The 14,640-nt window shown below is 60.9% G+C and carries 16 protein-coding genes and 1 pseudogene; 8 read left to right on the forward strand and 9 right to left on the reverse strand.

Going from position 1 to position 14,640, the window contains the following annotated elements; genetic code table 11:
- Positions 1–59: 59 nt before the first annotated feature.
- Positions 60–977, forward strand: a complete 918-nt coding sequence (locus K290_RS0126190; RefSeq protein WP_028754602.1) for a PhzF family phenazine biosynthesis protein — start codon at positions 60–62, stop codon at positions 975–977.
- 34 nt (positions 978–1,011) lie between these two features.
- On the opposite strand, the gene K290_RS38065 is transcribed toward K290_RS0126190, so the two are convergent.
- Positions 1,012–1,206 carry a hypothetical protein gene (locus K290_RS38065; RefSeq protein ID WP_154668671.1) on the reverse strand — a complete coding sequence of 65 codons (195 nt, stop codon included), beginning with the start codon at positions 1,204–1,206 and terminating at the stop codon, positions 1,012–1,014.
- A gap of 191 nt (positions 1,207–1,397) precedes the next feature.
- Here K290_RS38065 and K290_RS0126200 point away from each other — a divergent pair, with 191 nt between their 5' ends.
- From K290_RS0126200 to rcdA, 3 genes are all read left to right on the forward strand, one after another.
- Positions 1,398–2,672 (forward strand): MFS transporter, encoded by a 1,275-nt coding sequence (locus tag K290_RS0126200; RefSeq protein WP_028754603.1) that lies wholly within the window; start codon positions 1,398–1,400, stop codon positions 2,670–2,672.
- Between the two features lie 42 nt (positions 2,673–2,714).
- A complete protein-coding gene (locus tag K290_RS0126205) occupies positions 2,715–2,906 on the forward strand; it encodes a DUF1192 domain-containing protein (protein ID WP_028754604.1) in 192 nt (63 codons plus the stop codon).
- Positions 2,907–3,274: 368 nt separating this feature from the next.
- Positions 3,275–3,790 carry a protease adaptor protein RcdA gene (rcdA, locus tag K290_RS0126210; RefSeq protein WP_028754605.1) on the forward strand — a complete coding sequence of 172 codons (516 nt, stop codon included), beginning with the start codon at positions 3,275–3,277 and terminating at the stop codon, positions 3,788–3,790.
- Positions 3,791–3,948: 158 nt separating this feature from the next.
- On the opposite strand, the gene rpmE is transcribed toward rcdA, so the two are convergent.
- Entirely contained in the window at positions 3,949–4,170 is a 222-nt protein-coding gene (gene rpmE, locus K290_RS0126215; RefSeq protein WP_028754606.1) for a 50S ribosomal protein L31, read from the reverse strand.
- 175 nt (positions 4,171–4,345) lie between these two features.
- Between rpmE and K290_RS0126220 the strand changes: the two genes are divergently transcribed.
- From K290_RS0126220 to K290_RS0126235, 4 genes are all read left to right on the forward strand, one after another.
- Positions 4,346–6,166: an ABC transporter transmembrane domain-containing protein gene (locus K290_RS0126220; protein WP_425337610.1), complete on the forward strand. Its 1,821-nt coding sequence runs from the start codon at positions 4,346–4,348 to the stop codon at positions 6,164–6,166.
- A gap of 91 nt (positions 6,167–6,257) precedes the next feature.
- A complete protein-coding gene (locus K290_RS0126225; RefSeq protein WP_028754608.1) occupies positions 6,258–6,443 on the forward strand; it encodes a YegP family protein in 186 nt (61 codons plus the stop codon).
- Positions 6,444–6,695: 252 nt separating this feature from the next.
- Positions 6,696–7,034: a YciI family protein gene (locus tag K290_RS0126230; RefSeq protein ID WP_028754609.1), complete on the forward strand. Its 339-nt coding sequence runs from the start codon at positions 6,696–6,698 to the stop codon at positions 7,032–7,034.
- A gap of 1 nt (position 7,035) precedes the next feature.
- On the forward strand, positions 7,036–8,289 hold the full coding sequence (locus K290_RS0126235; protein WP_028754610.1) for an RNA polymerase sigma factor: 1,254 nt from the start codon (positions 7,036–7,038) through the stop codon (positions 8,287–8,289).
- Positions 8,290–8,292: 3 nt separating this feature from the next.
- Here K290_RS0126235 and K290_RS0126240 read toward each other — a convergent pair whose 3' ends face one another.
- The 7 genes and pseudogenes from K290_RS0126240 to K290_RS0126270 form a co-directional block, all read right to left on the reverse strand.
- Positions 8,293–9,324, reverse strand: coding sequence for a peptidoglycan -binding protein (locus K290_RS0126240; RefSeq protein WP_028754611.1), 1,032 nt, complete (start codon positions 9,322–9,324; stop codon positions 8,293–8,295).
- 3 nt (positions 9,325–9,327) lie between these two features.
- Positions 9,328–10,377, reverse strand: coding sequence for a MotA/TolQ/ExbB proton channel family protein (locus K290_RS0126245; RefSeq protein WP_028754612.1), 1,050 nt, complete (start codon positions 10,375–10,377; stop codon positions 9,328–9,330).
- 133 nt (positions 10,378–10,510) lie between these two features.
- Positions 10,511–11,311: an inositol monophosphatase family protein gene (locus tag K290_RS0126250; RefSeq protein ID WP_028754613.1), complete on the reverse strand. Its 801-nt coding sequence runs from the start codon at positions 11,309–11,311 to the stop codon at positions 10,511–10,513.
- A gap of 306 nt (positions 11,312–11,617) precedes the next feature.
- Positions 11,618–12,709: a protein-glutamate methylesterase/protein-glutamine glutaminase gene (locus K290_RS0126255; protein WP_028754614.1), complete on the reverse strand. Its 1,092-nt coding sequence runs from the start codon at positions 12,707–12,709 to the stop codon at positions 11,618–11,620.
- 11 nt (positions 12,710–12,720) lie between these two features.
- Positions 12,721–13,578 carry a CheR family methyltransferase gene (locus K290_RS0126260; protein WP_028754615.1) on the reverse strand — a complete coding sequence of 286 codons (858 nt, stop codon included), beginning with the start codon at positions 13,576–13,578 and terminating at the stop codon, positions 12,721–12,723.
- A 22-nt stretch (positions 13,579–13,600) separates the two neighbouring features.
- A complete protein-coding gene (locus K290_RS0126265; protein WP_028754616.1) occupies positions 13,601–14,098 on the reverse strand; it encodes a chemotaxis protein CheW in 498 nt (165 codons plus the stop codon).
- Positions 14,095–14,640: pseudogene (locus tag K290_RS0126270) on the reverse strand (methyl-accepting chemotaxis protein); the annotation flags it as partial. The gene K290_RS0126265 and the pseudogene K290_RS0126270, both read right to left, overlap by 4 nt.

Raw genomic sequence — 14,640 nt, forward strand, 5'->3', positions numbered from 1 at the left:
GCCGTCGATATCCTGCGGCTATATCCTGATTGTTTTCTCCAAACGAGCGGGAGCAACCTATGAGCACCGTCGCCTATGTCACCGTGGACGTCTTCACCTCCGAACGCTTTGCCGGCAACCCGCTCGCCGTCATCCCCGATGCGCGCGGTTTGAGCGACGAGGCGATGCAGAAGATCGCGACGGAGTTCAATTACTCCGAAGTGACCTTCGTTCTTCCGCCGGACAATCCCGACAATACGGCGCGCGTTCGCATCTTTACGCCAACCAAGGAAATCCCCTTTGCCGGCCATCCCAATGTAGGCACGGCTTTCGTGCTCGGCCGGCAAACGGAGATCTTCGAAAAGACGCTGGGCGACAGGCTGATCTTCGAAGAAAAAGCAGGGCTGGTGGATGTGGAACTCCTGCGCCATGGCAATGAAGTCAGCGGCGCGAAGATACGGGCGCCGGGCGCTTTGCAAGTCGGCAGCGCCATCGCCGGCGATCTCATCGCCCGCTGCGTTCAGCTCGATCCCGCATCCATCTGCTATACGACGCACGCGCCGACATTCGCTTCCGTCGGTCTGCTCTTTGCCTTCGCCGAAGTGGATGGTCTCGAAAGCCTCGGCAAGGCCCGCCCGAACGCCGCCGTTTTCGCGGAAGCAGCCGCCCACCATAGGGATGAGAAAACCGATTTTTCGCTGTTCCTCTATACGCGCTCGGCCGCAAAACCTGAGCACATCCGTGCCCGCATGTTCGCGCCGCTGGATGGTGTTCTCGAAGATCCGGCAACCGGCAGCGCCTCCGCCGCCCTCGGCGCCTATCTCACCTCGTTGCCACCTCAAGCCGACGCGGAAGTGCAGATCACCATCGAACAGGGCGTGGAAATGGGCCGGCGCAGCCTGATTAACCTCGACGTCAGGAAATCCGCTGGCTCCATCACTGACGTCTTCATCTCAGGCGACTGCGTCAGCGCCATGCGCGGCGAAGTCACGTTCTAGGCTGCGTCCAAAGCCTCACCTTAGGGCTCATGCGCTAAAATGTCTCGTTGATGACCAAAGCGATCGTCCAGGCCGCGAAGGCAATCACGGCGATCTTCCAGAAATCGGCACGCCGCTTGAGGCCAGGCAACCCCAGCGGCTTGATGATTTGCACCGCCATGGCCAGCAACAGCAGCACCGCGATCACTTTTGTCACGGTATTTTTCTCCGTTTGCGCAAGAGTGAGCATGGCCTTTTCGAAAACCACTGCGCAGTTTTCACGATCATGCTCTATTCGTCATAGGACGGACATTTTTCCGCGCCAACAGACTGTTTCTACACGCCGATAACGGCAATCCGGGGCACAATCAATAGTGAAAACTGGCAGGGCTTGGTCCTGCCTTATCGGTTCTTTAAGCGGAGCCGCATGAAAGTGGGAACATGAAAAGAAATATTTTACCCGTTCTTGCCCTGCTTTTCGGTACGCTCTTTCTATTCACCGGTAATGGCCTGCACAGCCTGCTTCTGCCGGTGCGCGGCACGGCCGAGGGCTACGCCACGACGACACTCGGCCTGCTCGGCACAACCTGGGCGACCGGCTTCGTGCTCGGCTGCCTGACGGCGCCGAAACTGGTACGGCGCATCGGTCATGTCCGCGCCTTTTCCGGCTTCATCGCCGTCATTGCCATCATCGCGCTGCTGACCGGCATCATCGTCGACGCTACCTGGTGGGTGCTGCTGCGCGCGGTCACCGGATTCTGCACCGCCGGTACCTCGATGATCATCGAAAGCTGGCTCAACGAGCGTGCCACCAATGAAAGCCGTGGCGCGATCTTCTCGCTTTATATCGGCATCACATTGATCGGCGCCGTTGCCGGCCAGATGATGATCCCCTTCGAGGATATCCACACGCCGATCCTCTTCATGTTCTGCGGCATCTGCTATTGCATCGCCATGCTGCCGACGACGCTCTCGACCGCCGCTTCGCCGCAGCCGCTAAAAGCCGTCAGCCTGGATCTGAAGGCGCTCTATCGCAATTCGCCGGTCGCCTCCATCGGCATCCTGCTGGTCGGTATCGCCAACGGCGCCTATGGCACGCTCGGCGCCGTATTCGGCGCCAATGCCGGCCTCTCGGACGGCAATATCGCATTGATGATGAGCTCGACCATCTTTGCCGGCGCCGTGATGCAGTTTCCGGCCGGCCGCCTTTCCGACCGCATCGACCGCCGCTACGTGCTGGCCGGCATGGCCGCCATCGCCGCCATCGACGGGCTCCTGCTCTTCCTGTTGCAACCCGCAGGTCCTTATTTCCTGATCGGCATGGTGGTCATCTACGGCGCCGTCGCCAATACTCTCTATCCGATCACTGTCGCCCATGCCAACGACTTCGCCGCACCAGAGGATTTCGTCAAGGTATCCGGCGGCCTGCTACTGCTCTACGGTATCGGCACCATCATCGGCCCGACGCTCGGCGGCCCCGTCATGTCGGAGATCGGCCCCTACGCGCTGTTCTTCGTCACCGCTGTCGCCCATGTGCTGATCACGACCTACGCGATCTTCCGCAGCCGTATGCGCGCCGCAAAGCCAGCGAGCGACCGCGACGCCTATACCACGATGCCTTCGGCGAATGTGCAGATGATCACGCCGGAAAGCATGTCGTTGGCACGCAGCGAGGCTTCGAAAAAGGAAGATATGACGGTAAACTACGGCACATGAGCCGCCGGGCGTGACCAACCGACAGCAAGAAGGAGGAGACCGATGAGCATTTTCGATGATGATCGCCCGAAGAAGCCGTCCGCCCACGAAATCGGCAGCGATTTGTCGCTGCTCTCCGTCGACGAACTCAAGGCGCGCGTTGCACTGATGCAGGCGGAGATCGTCCGGCTTGAAGCCGAGATCACCACCAAGGCATCCGGCCGCAAGGCCGCCGAGAACCTGTTCCGCTCGTAAGCCTGCCGTCAGCGCAAAATTTGTGCGATCAAAGTACAGATCGAGACACGTTCAACGGAATATTAAGCTTTACGACATATTACTATGACCATCCAGATTTGCTCTGGACTCAGACAGTTCCTCCACTTGGCGAATTGGTCTGATTTTTCTCCCTGTTTTACCTTGAGAGCCGCTTTTGCGGCTCTTCTTTTTCGGCTCGCGGCAACGTGCCTGACGAAACTGTGGAGATTAACCCTTTCTTAAGAATCGCCTTGCGAATTTCAGTTAAAACCACCATCTTGAAGTCATAAGAGCGGACGCCGAGAGTTCTTCTGGACTTAAGCGGCTTTTCCTGAACAAAAGTGTTGCGTGAAGCAGGGATTACTTCGATGTCGGAACTTGGTTTGAACACGATCAGCTTTGCTGGCCACGCCGCTTCCTCGGCGCAGTTCAGGACGCTCTATTCCGAGGGCATGTCGCTGGTTGAAGAAACCGCGGCTTACCTCGACGGTCAGGGTCGGGCGGCCTCCAAGGTTCTGCCGCGCATGGCCTCCGTGCTCTATGCCGCCGAATCCATGCGGCTGACCACCCGCCTCATGCAGATGGCCTCGTGGCTGCTGCTGCAGCGTGCCGTCAACAACGGCGAAATGTCGCGCGATCAGGTGCTCGCTGAAAAGAACAAGGTCCGCCTCGACGGCTTCAATGTCGACCGCACCGCCCCCGGCTGGAACGACCTTCCGGAAGCCTTCCGCGACCTCGTCGAGCGCTCGCTGCGCCTTCAGAACCGCGTCGCCCTGCTCGACCGAGAAATCTATCGCCCGACGGAAGCCTCGATTGTTCCGGACAACCAGAACAGCGTCAAAGCGCAGCTCACCCTGCTGCAGACGGCTTTTGGCAATCACTGAATTTCAGTGCCCTATGGCTGACGAATAAACCGGTCGTGTTCTGCACGGCCGGTTTTATTTTGTTCAGTCAGAAGACTGAATGGCGGCGATGGGCCTGACAAGACAACGCAAAAAGCCCGGCAAAACCGGGCTTTTCAACACACCAGATCGCGAAGCGATTAGATGCCGAGGCCGCCGAAGCGCTTGTTGAACTTGGAAACGCGGCCGCCGCGGTCCATGAGCTGCTGGTTGCCACCGGTCCAGGCCGGGTGAGACTTGCTGTCGATTTCGAGGTTCATGACAGCGCCTTCCGAACCCCAGGTCGAGCGGGTTTCGTATTCGGTGCCGTCGGTCATGACCACCTTGATCGTGTGGTATTCGGGATGGATGTTGGCCTTCATAACAATCTTCCTGTCATGCCAGGGTCCATTTGTCGCAAGCCATTGCGGCAACCGAACCGATTGAATAAATGAAGCCGCAGTCCGATTGAGGCCACGGCTTCCAATTAAGATGGCGTGCCTATACATGAAGGCAGCAAGGATAACAAGGGGCGAAAGAGCGAAGTCCCTTGCTGATATGGGGATTGGAGACGACTTGTCAGAGACGGGCCAGACAGACGATAGAAAACGCAGATCCATTCGGCCGCTTCGGCGCCTGGCACCCTATCTCAGGCGTTATCGCGGCATGGTGTTGGGCGCGCTGATCGCCTTGACCGTTGCTGCCGTCACCTCTCTCGCCTTGCCGCTTGCCGTCCGGCGTATGATCGACCATGGCTTCGATCAGTCCGATCGCGGTCTCATCGACAGCTATTTCGCCGCGATGATGGCTATGGCTGTCGTCCTCGCGATCGCAAGCGCACTGCGCTATTATTTTGTCATCACCATTGGTGAGCGCATCGTCTCGGATATGCGCCGCGAGGTCTTCGATCATGTGACGCGGCTGTCGCCCTCCTTCTTCGATGTCAATCAATCCGGCGAGATCGTCTCGCGGCTGACGGCCGACACGACGCAGATCAAGTCCGCCGTTGGTGCAACGGCTTCGGTGGCGCTGCGCAATCTCATTCTCTGTCTCGGCGCCGTGGGCATGATGATCGTCACCAGCCCGAAGCTGTCGAGCATCGTGCTGATTGCCATCCCGATCATCGTCCTGCCGCTTGTCAGCTTCGGCCGCTCTGTGCGCAAGCGTTCACGCGCAGCCCAGGATACGCTCGCCCATGCGTCCGCCTATGCCAACGAAACCATCGCTGCCAACCGTACCATCCAAGCCTTTAACGGCGAAGCGGCGGCGGCACAGCGTTATGGCGCTGCGGTCGAGGATGCCTATCAGGCGGCGCGCGCCGCAATCAAATCCCGCTCGCTGCTGACTGGTTTTGCCATCACCATGGTCTTCGGCAGCATCGTCGCCGTGCTTTGGGTCGGCGCGCAGAATGTTCTCGCCGGAACGATGTCGGCGGGCACGCTTGGTCAGTTCCTCCTTTACTCTGTCATCGCGGGCACGTCGCTCGGCTCGCTGTCCGAAGTTTGGGGCGAGCTTTCGCAAGCCGCCGGCGCGGCCGATCGCCTGGGCGAACTTCTGGCTGAAGTCTCGCCGATCGCCGTCCCCTCCGATCCTCTACCGCTTCCGCAGCCACCGCAGGGTCGGGTGGAATTCTCCGACGTGCATTTCTCCTATCCGTCGCGGCCGGGCAAATCGGCGCTGCATGGCCTGTCGCTTTCCGTCAAGCCGGGCGAGACGGTGGCGATCGTCGGCCCGTCCGGTGCCGGCAAAAGCACGGTCTTCTCGCTGCTGCTGCGCTTTTACGATCCTCAGCAGGGTAGTGTCGCCGTCGACGGCATCGATATCAGCCGCGTCTTGCCCGATGCCCTGCGTGACCGCATCGCCATCGTGCCGCAGGACACGACCATTTTCGCCGCCTCGATCCACGACAACATCGCCTTCGGCCGCCCCGGAGCCTCCCGCGATGAGGTGCGTGCCGCCGCGATCGCAGCTCAGGCCGATGAATTCATCTCCCGGCTGGACAAGGGTTATGACACACAGGTGGGCGAGCGCGGCATTACCCTTTCCGGCGGCCAGCGCCAGCGCATCGCCATTGCCCGCGCCATCCTGAAGAATGCGCCGATCCTGCTGCTCGACGAAGCGACATCGGCGCTCGACGCCGAGAGCGAGACGCTGGTGCAGAAGGCACTCGATGGCCTGATGGAAACACGCACCACTCTCGTCATCGCCCATCGCCTGGCGACGGTTCTAAAGGCCGACCGCATCCTCGTGCTCGATCAGGGCCGCATCGTCGAAGAAGGCACGCATCAGAGCCTCATCCATCACGGCGGCATCTACGCCAAGCTGGCGCGGCTGCAATTCGACGCCGGCATCGAGGATCGCATGCTTGCCGTCAAATAAGTCAGCCGGTTACAACTGGTGGAAATAGCTCCAAAGTTGAGCTAGATTTCTGCTGTTATCTCGCACTGATGCGATTCAAGGAGACGGGACCATGTATAAATTTGAAGTCTACAAGGACAAGGCTGGAGAATTCCGCTTCCGGTTCAAGGCCTCCAACGGCGAAACCATGTTCGTCTCCGAAGGCTATAAGGCGAAGGCTTCGGCCCTGCATGCCATTGAATCGATCAAGGCCCATGTTGGCGGCGCTGCCACCGACGATCAGACTGCCGCTGCCTGAGACCTTTCGTCTGGCATCTGCCGCACAGTTTTCTACGGCCGGCCGCCTTCTGGTGTGCCGGCCGTTTCAGTATTCCGGCTAAAAAATTCTGAAAGATCGGCTCCGGCCTGTCGAAATCGGCCTTCCTCGCACCTCATAGTATCGGAACGGGCATGAAGCCGTTTCGTCGGCGGTGTTGCACATCTTGGCATTTGCTTCTTAGATACGGCATCCAGTCCGGCTAACCGCAACTCAGCGAGCAGGAGTTTCCCCATGCAATATGCCTTGATCATCCGTGAAGCGGCCGAGGATTTTAAGCGCCGCGAAGATCCCGCCTATAAGAACGGCTGGATCGCATATACCCAGGCGCTCGTCCAGGCCGGCATCATGACCGGCGGCGCCGGATTGACCGGGCCGGAAACCGCAACGGTCGTCCGCCGCCGTGGGGAAGACCACGATGTGCAGGACGGTCCTTTCCCGGAAGGCAAGGAGCAGCTCGGCGGCTTCTATCTGATCGATGTGCCAAATCTCGACGCGGCTCTGGAATGGGCGGCGCGCGTACCGATTTCCCAGCAGGGATCCGTCGAAGTACGGCCGCGCCTGCAGATGTGAGATGGTCACAAACCATGACGTTGGACGCGCCACGGAAAGGGTGGCGCGCCAATCCTACGGCAAGTTGATCGCTTTCCTTGCGGCGCGCTCGGGCGATGTTCCAGCGGCGGAGGATGCGCTGTCAGACGCGCTTGCCGCCGCGTTGAATGCGTGGCCGGAGCGCGGCATTCCCGACAATCCCGAGGCCTGGCTGTTGGTCGCTGCGCGGCGCAATCTTTATGGCGCGGCAAGGCATGCAAACGTCAAAGCCGCCGCCCGCGAGACGATCACTCTGGCTTTCGAGGAAGCGGAGGAGCGCATGAATGCGGATGCCCCCGCCTTCCCCGACGAGCGGCTGAAGCTGCTGTTTACCTGCACCCATCCGGCGATCGATCGGTCCGTTCATACGCCGCTGATGCTGCAGACGGTTCTCGGCGTAGATGCCAGAACCATAGCGCAGGCTTTCATCGTCTCGCCGGAGACCATGAGCCAGCGACTGGTTCGGGCAAAGACCAAGATCCGCGAGGCGCATATACCTTTCAGCGTTCCCGATCGTTCCCTGCTGCCGGAGCGGCTGACGGGCGTTCTCTCCGCGATCTATGCTGCCTATGGTCTCGGCTGGGACGGGCTCGATGGCGAAGATGGCAAGCGCAACTCTCTGGCAGACGAAGCCATCTGGCTCGGCCGTGCCCTGCTCGCAACCATGCCGCAGGAGCCGGAGGCGATCGGATTACTATCTCTGATGCTTTACTGCGAAGCCCGCCGCGCCGCCCGCCGGGATGCGGATGGCCGCTATGTGCCGCTCGCAGAACAGGATACCGCGCGCTGGAACGCCATCATGATGGCCGAAGCCGACGGCCTGCTGCGGCAGGCGGGCGCTTTCGACCACTTCGGCCCATTTCAATGCCAGGGGGCCATCCAATCCGTCCATTGCGAACGCCGACGCTCCGGAGTGACGGACTGGATGGCGCTCGCAAAGCTCTATGAAGCACTCGTGCTGATGAAACCGACCGTTGGTGCCCGAGTCAGCCAGGCTGCCGTTGTTGGCCAGGCACTGGGGCTTGCGGCTGGATTGCAAAAGCTGAACCAATTGGCTGAGCGCGATATCCTCAGCTACCAACCCTATTGGGCCGTCCGCGCCCATCTGCTTGCGGAAGCCGGAGAAACGGAGAGCGCCGCTGCGGCCTACCGCACGGCGATCGGACTTAGTGACAGTTCCGCCGTCCGCGAATTCCTGCAGGCGCGCCTCGATACCATTTTGAGCGACGGAAACTGACGGTTACTTCTCCGTCAGCTTCAGCTCGATACGGCGGTTCGTGGCGCGGGCTTCCTGCGTATCGCCCGGAGCGATCGGCTGGAACTCTCCGAAGCCGGCGGCGACGAGCCGATCCGCAGGAACGCCATGGGCAATCAGGAACTTGACGACGGCGATGGCGCGGGCCGACGATAGTGCCCAGTTGTCAGGGTAGCGGCCACTGCCCGAGAGCGGCACATTGTCAGTATGACCGTCGACACGCAGCACCCAGTTGATCTCGGGCGGAATTTCCTTGGAAAGATCGATCAGCGCAGCGGCAAGCTTGACCATCTCCGCCTGGCCGTCCGGATTGAGATCAGCCGCACCGGAGGGAAACAGCACTTCCGACTGGAAGACAAAGCGGTCGCCGACAATGCGGATATTGTCGCGATCGGAGAGGATTTCGCGCAAGCGCCCGAAGAAGTCGGACCGATAACGATTGAGCTCCTGCACGCGCTGCGCCAGCGCCACATTCAGCCGTCGGCCGAGATCAGCGATCTTCACCTGCGACGTCTGATCCTTCTCCTCCGATGCCTGCAAGGCGGCCTCGACGGCGGCGATCTGGCTGCGAAGCGCGGCAATCTGCTGGTTGAGAAGATCGACCTGGCTGAGCGCGCGGGCGCTCGCCTGCTTCTGATCGTCAAGCTGCTGCGTCAGCGTGCCCACGCGCTGTTGCGCAGCCTGGCTGTTGCCGGAACCGGCGTCGAGCAGCGCCTGTAAGCGTGAGCGCTCGCCCTCCGCCATAGAAAGCGATGCTTGCAGATTGGCGACGGAATCCTCGAGATCCTGCTTGCCGCTCTTTTCGAGCGCCAACGCCTGCGTCAGTTCGTTAATCTGGCTGTTGAGGCGGTTCAGCACCTCGTCGCGACCGGAGATTTCGCGGCTCAGGATGAACTGTCCGACGACGAACACCGTCAGCAGGAACATGATCGCCATCAGCAGCGTGGAGAGCGCATCGACGAAGCCTGGCCAGTAGTCGACCGTTCTCTTATGGCGACTGTTTCGAGCGAGCGCCATGTTTTACTTGCTCCCGGTCTTCTCGGTGTGGCTGATGCGGTCGGCGAGGCGATCGAGCGTGCGGCGCATCGATTTCGCCTCTTCCTGCTGTGCCTCGATCCAGTCGCGCAGCATCTGCTGTTCGTTGCGCATGTTCTTGACCAGTCCTTGAATGCCCTCGGCGAGGTTCGCCATCGCCGTCACCGAACGCTGGCCGCCGCCGCCCTCTTCGGCGATCTTGCGCAGATATTCCGAAAGCACCCGCACATCCTCGGAGGATGCGCCGCTGGCGCCTTCGATCACGGGAGCAATGTCGGAGCCGACATCGGTCACGGAAGAAAGCCAGTTTTCCAACTCGGTGTAGAACCGGTTCTGCGCGCGGCCGGCCTGCAGGTCGAGAAAACCGAGGATCAGTGAGCCGGAAAGGCCGAGCAGCGAGGACGAGAACGCCGTGCCCATGCCGACCAGCGGGCCGGAAAGGCCGGTCTTGAGAGCGCCGAGAATGTCGCCGGTATCGCCCGACCCGACATCTAGGCTCTGGATGACGTCGTTGATCGAGCCGATCGTGCCGATCAGACCCCAAAAGGTGCCGAGCAGGCCGAGGAAGACGAGCAGGCCGATCAGATAGCGCGACGTGTCGCGCGACTCATCGAGGCGGGTGGCGATTGAATCGAGGATTGAGCGCAGCGTCGCCGTCGACAGTTGCATGGCGCGGCGGTTGCCGATCAGCGCCCGCATCGGCGCCAGAAGCCGTGGATTGCGGCCGACCTTGTCGGCAGCATTGCCGACGGCACGGAAATGATTGAACCAGCGGACTTCCGGCCTGAGCATCAGGACGTGATTGAAGACCAACAGAATGCCAACGGCTAGCACCCCGAGGATCAAACCGTTCAGGCCGGGATTATGCAGGAAGGCGACTTGGGCCTGGCGAAACAGGATCGCTACTATAAAACTGACGATGACCAGGAAAAGGATCATCGTCCAAAAGAAGGCCATCGGGCTGGAGAGCTTGTAGGTATAATTGCCCGACACATTGTCGGTCGACCCCAGATCCCCCAGATTTACATTTTCCATCGCACGCTTTGCCTCCGCATTCTCCGCCCCGGAGACTAGAGCAACATTGTGCCGAATTGAAGAGACGGAAAACACAAAACAATCCGTTGGCAACAGCCTGTTTTGTCGCAGGCAATTGCTGGCACGCGATCTTTTATTTCGTCGGGATAGGCCGCTTGACGACCTCGGCCAGCGCCTTTTGAATATGCTCGTTGCCGCAGATGATGGAGCCGTTGCCGATCATATCGGTGCCGCCGTCCAAATCCGAGACGAAACCGCCCGCCTCGCGCACCAGCAGGATGCCGGCCGCCATATCCCAGGGTGACAGGCCAACTTCCCAGAAGCCGTCGAAACGGCCGGCCGCGACATAGGCGATATCGAGCGCTGCCGAACCAAGGCGACGAATGCCGGCGACTTCGCCCATGACATGGCGCAGTTCGACCAGGAACTTGCCGTGGTTGCCGCGGCCGAGATGCGGCACGCCGCAGCCAATGACGCAATCCGAAAGCACGCGGCGCGAGGCGACGCGCAGGCGACGGTCATTGAGGAAGGCGCCGCCGCCGCGCTCCGCCGTGTAGAGCTCGTCCGTCGCCGGATTGAAGACGACGCCGCCGACGATCTCGCCATTACGCTCCAGCGCGATCGAGATAGAGAAGAACGGAATGCCGTGCAGGAAATTGGTCGTGCCGTCGAGGGGATCGACGATCCAGCGATGCGCGCCGTCGGTACCCTTGATCTCTTCGCTTTCCTCGCCGAGGAAGCCATAGGTCGGCCGTGCTTTCAGCAGTTCGTCATGGATGATCTTCTGCGCCTTGAGATCGGCCTGGCTGACGAAATCGCCCGGTCCCTTCACCGAAACCTGCAGGTTCTGCACTTCGCCGAAATCGCGGCTGAGCGACTTGCCTGCCTTGAGGGCAGCCTGAACCATGACATTGAGAAGAGCTGAACGGGCCATCGGGCTTCCTTGGATAATATAGAAGGCACTGACCGGACCCGAAATCAGGCCCCGGCGGAGCGGGATCGGCAGCGCAATAAAGATTGGCGGCCTCAAGACCACAAAATCGGGGGAATTTCAAGTACAGCGAGGCGGAAGGCCTGGTTTTCTCATCTGGCCGGCTTCGCGACACGGTCCGCGCCGATCAAAGCGATAGTTATCAAGCCTAAAGCTCGTCGCGATCTTTCAGATTCGCTCCCACGCTTTAGCTCCTTGTTTTTGCATGTCGTTTTCGCAAAACCGCAGCACACTTTTGCGCGACATGCATTAGAATTTCTGCTGTGCCATCAGGATCTCGCGGGCGATCTGCTCCAACGGCACGACACGGTCGACGCCGCCGCGGGCGATCGCCTCCTTCGGCATGCCGAAAACGACGGAGGTCGCCTCGTCCTGGGCAACGGTATAGGCGCCGGCCTGCTTCATCTCGAACATGCCGCGCGCGCCGTCGTCGCCCATGCCAGTCATGATGATGCCCATGGCATTCGATCCGGCCGCCCGTGCCGCCGAGCGGAAGAGGACATCGACCGAGGGCCGGTGGCGCGAAACCAGCGGCCCCTTTTTCACAGCCACATGGTAACGCGCACCCTGCCGCTCCAGCAGCATATGGTTGTCACCGGGGGCGATCAGCACATGGCCGCGCAGAACGGGATCGCCATCGGTCGCTTCCTTGACCTCGACTTCACAGAGGCTGTTCAGCCGCTTGGCAAAGGCGGCGGTAAATTTTTCCGGCATGTGCTGAACGATGACCATGCCCGGCGCATTGGCGGGCAGCGCCTCCAGCATCTCGCGCAGCGCTTCGGTGCCACCCGTCGAGGCGCCGACACAGACGACCATTTCCGTCGTCTTCGCCATGGCGCGGCCGGTCGGCGGCGGCAGCATGGCGTCGGCCGTCAGCTTCTTGGCCGGTCCCGAAGCGGATGCCGACCGCGCTTCGGTACGCCGGACATTCGGCATCTTGGCATGCGATGCGCTTCTGACCACCTCGCGGATGCGCATCGCCTCCTCGGCGAGATAGTCGGCGGCGCCGATCCGCGGTTTCTGGATGATATCCACCGCGCCGGCTTCCAAGGCCTGTAGCAACGTCTCCGAGCCTGCCTCCGTCAGCGACGAGCACATGACGACCGGGATCGGCCGCTGCGACATCAGCTTGCGCAGAAAGGTGATGCCGTCCATGCGCGGCATCTCCACATCCAGCGTAATGACGTCGGGCACCTCCTCCTGAATCCTGCGCGCAGCCATGAAGGGATCGTTCGCCACCCCCATGACCTCGAGCTCGGGGTCGTCAGACAAAAGCGCTGCCAACGTCTGACGCACGCTGGCGGAGTCATCGATGATCAGGACGCGGATTTTCTTCGGCATAACGGCCTGCTCTAGATTCGCTGGAAGACGGTATTGGAGACCTGTTTCAGCGGTAGATCAAAGCCGGTGATCGATTCCGAGTGGCCGATGAACATATAGCCGCCGGAGGCCAGACAATCGCAAAGACGCGAGAGAACGCCGGCCTGCGTCTGCTTATCGAAATAGATAAGGACATTGCGGCAGAAGATGATGTGCATGGCATCGCCCACCTGATATTTCTCATCCATCAGGTTCATCCGGCCGAAGCCGATCTTCGAGCGCAGCCGCGGCGTGATGCGCACCTCCCGCCTGTCCTGGGCTTTGGCAGTCATCACATATTTGCGCTTCAGCTCGGCCGGAACCGGCAACACCATGTCGTCCATGTAGATGCCGCTCCTGGCCGATTGCAGCACATCGGTGCTGAGATCGGTCGCCAGGATCGCATAGTCGACGCCGCCTTCGCTTTCGGAAAACTCCTCCATCACCATCGCCATGGAATAGGGCTCCGCCCCGGTCGAACAGGCGGCGCTCCATGCGCGGAGGCGGCGATGGCCGGCGCGCATCAGCATCGGCAAGGCCATGGTCTGCATGAACTCGAAGTGTTTGGCTTCGCGGAAGAAATCGGTCTTATTGGTCGTTACCGCATCGATGAGATAGACCGTTTCCTGTTCGAGGCCGCCATGATTGAACAGGAAATCGCAATATTCGTCGAACGATGTAATGCTGGTCGCGCGCAGGCGCCGCCGCAGCCGCCCCTCCAGCATCGTCAGTTTCGTCGACGGCATCTTGATGCCGCTATAGTCATAGATGAAACGCGCCAGTTTCTCGAAATTCCGCTTGCTGATGCGGTCCCCGATAATTTGGCTCTCCTGAACGACGGCCGTTCCCATCCATCCACTCCCTTGCGAATTCCTATGCGGCATGGCCGGCGCGATGCGGATCGAGCGTGACGGTGTCTTCCCGCGACAGCAAGCGGGCGAGATCGACGATGACGACGAAGCCATTTTCCCGGCGCACGACCCCGGCGATGTAGTCGGAACGCCAGCGCACGCCGATATCCGGCGCCGCTTCGATCTGGTCATGCCGGAAGGGCGTGACCTCGAAGACGCGGTCGGCGACGAGGCCGAGTGTCAGCACCTTGGCCTCCATTGGAATATCCAGCACCAGCACGCGGGTATGCGGGGTCGGCACGGTCTTGGAAAGACCGAGCTTGAGCCGCAGATCGATGGTCGGAACGCCCTGCCCGCGCACATCGCGCAGGCCGAGCAGGTAATCCGGCCCGTTCGGAATCTTGAAAGCCTCGGCATAGTCGAGGATTTCGCGGACCACTTCGACAGGCACGGCGAAGACTTCCTCGCCAAGACTGAAGGTGACGAATTGTGCTTCCAGAGCAGGTGTAGCCATGGTCATGCACTTTCCTTGAATTCGAGGTCGCCTTCGTCCGGGCCGCCCATGGAGAGATCAAGGGCAAAACCCTTGGCACGAGCCTGCTGGGCAGCGACGGTCTGCGCGGGAGCGGCAGGCGTGGCGCGGCGGTTGGCAAGCGGCGCGGCGACAGCCTTGTGAACTGCCTTGGTGGACGACTTCCTGGCGCTGACTTTGCTGCCTGCAGTATCGACCTTGAAGAAGGCGATGGAGGCCTGCAGCTCTTCAGCCTGGGCGGCCAGTTCTTCCGAAGTGGCCGACATTTCTTCCGAGGCGCCCGCATTCTGCTGCGTCACCTTGTCGAGCTGCTGGATCGCTTCGTTGATCTGGGCCGCACCGATATCCTGCTCGCGGCAGGCAGCGCTGATCTCGGAGACGAGTTCGGCCGTCTTGCGGATGTCCGGCACCAGACGGCCCAGCATCTCGCCGGCTTCGGCGGCAGCCTTGACGGTATCGCTCGACATCGAGCTGATCTCGGCAGCCGCCGATTGGCTACGTTCGGCAAGCTTGCGCACTTCCGAGGCGAC

The organism is Rhizobium leucaenae USDA 9039, from assembly GCF_000426285.1.
Classification (GTDB): Bacteria; Pseudomonadota; Alphaproteobacteria; order Rhizobiales; family Rhizobiaceae; genus Rhizobium; species Rhizobium leucaenae.

Excerpts from the sequence above, each read along its gene's own strand:
- K290_RS0126260 (WP_028754615.1), bottom strand. The coding sequence starts at position 13,578 with ATGGGAACGGCCGTCGTTCAGGAGAGCCAAATTATCGGGGACCGCATC.
- K290_RS0126240 (WP_028754611.1), bottom strand. The coding sequence starts at position 9,324 with ATGGCGCTCGCTCGAAACAGTCGCCATAAGAGAACGGTCGACTACTGG.
- K290_RS0126205 (WP_028754604.1), top strand. The coding sequence starts at position 2,715 with ATGAGCATTTTCGATGATGATCGCCCGAAGAAGCCGTCCGCCCACGAA.
- K290_RS38065 (WP_154668671.1), bottom strand. The coding sequence starts at position 1,206 with ATGCTCACTCTTGCGCAAACGGAGAAAAATACCGTGACAAAAGTGATC.
- K290_RS0126255 (WP_028754614.1), bottom strand. The coding sequence starts at position 12,709 with ATGCCGAAGAAAATCCGCGTCCTGATCATCGATGACTCCGCCAGCGTG.
- K290_RS0126190 (WP_028754602.1), top strand. The coding sequence starts at position 60 with ATGAGCACCGTCGCCTATGTCACCGTGGACGTCTTCACCTCCGAACGC.
- rcdA (WP_028754605.1), top strand. The coding sequence starts at position 3,275 with ATGTCGGAACTTGGTTTGAACACGATCAGCTTTGCTGGCCACGCCGCT.
- K290_RS0126245 (WP_028754612.1), bottom strand. The coding sequence starts at position 10,377 with ATGGAAAATGTAAATCTGGGGGATCTGGGGTCGACCGACAATGTGTCG.
- K290_RS0126230 (WP_028754609.1), top strand. The coding sequence starts at position 6,696 with ATGCAATATGCCTTGATCATCCGTGAAGCGGCCGAGGATTTTAAGCGC.
- K290_RS0126235 (WP_028754610.1), top strand. The coding sequence starts at position 7,036 with ATGGTCACAAACCATGACGTTGGACGCGCCACGGAAAGGGTGGCGCGC.
- rpmE (WP_028754606.1), bottom strand. The coding sequence starts at position 4,170 with ATGAAGGCCAACATCCATCCCGAATACCACACGATCAAGGTGGTCATG.
- K290_RS0126200 (WP_028754603.1), top strand. The coding sequence starts at position 1,398 with ATGAAAAGAAATATTTTACCCGTTCTTGCCCTGCTTTTCGGTACGCTC.
- K290_RS0126220 (WP_425337610.1), top strand. The coding sequence starts at position 4,346 with ATGGGGATTGGAGACGACTTGTCAGAGACGGGCCAGACAGACGATAGA.
- K290_RS0126225 (WP_028754608.1), top strand. The coding sequence starts at position 6,258 with ATGTATAAATTTGAAGTCTACAAGGACAAGGCTGGAGAATTCCGCTTC.
- K290_RS0126265 (WP_028754616.1), bottom strand. The coding sequence starts at position 14,098 with ATGACCATGGCTACACCTGCTCTGGAAGCACAATTCGTCACCTTCAGT.
- K290_RS0126250 (WP_028754613.1), bottom strand. The coding sequence starts at position 11,311 with ATGGCCCGTTCAGCTCTTCTCAATGTCATGGTTCAGGCTGCCCTCAAG.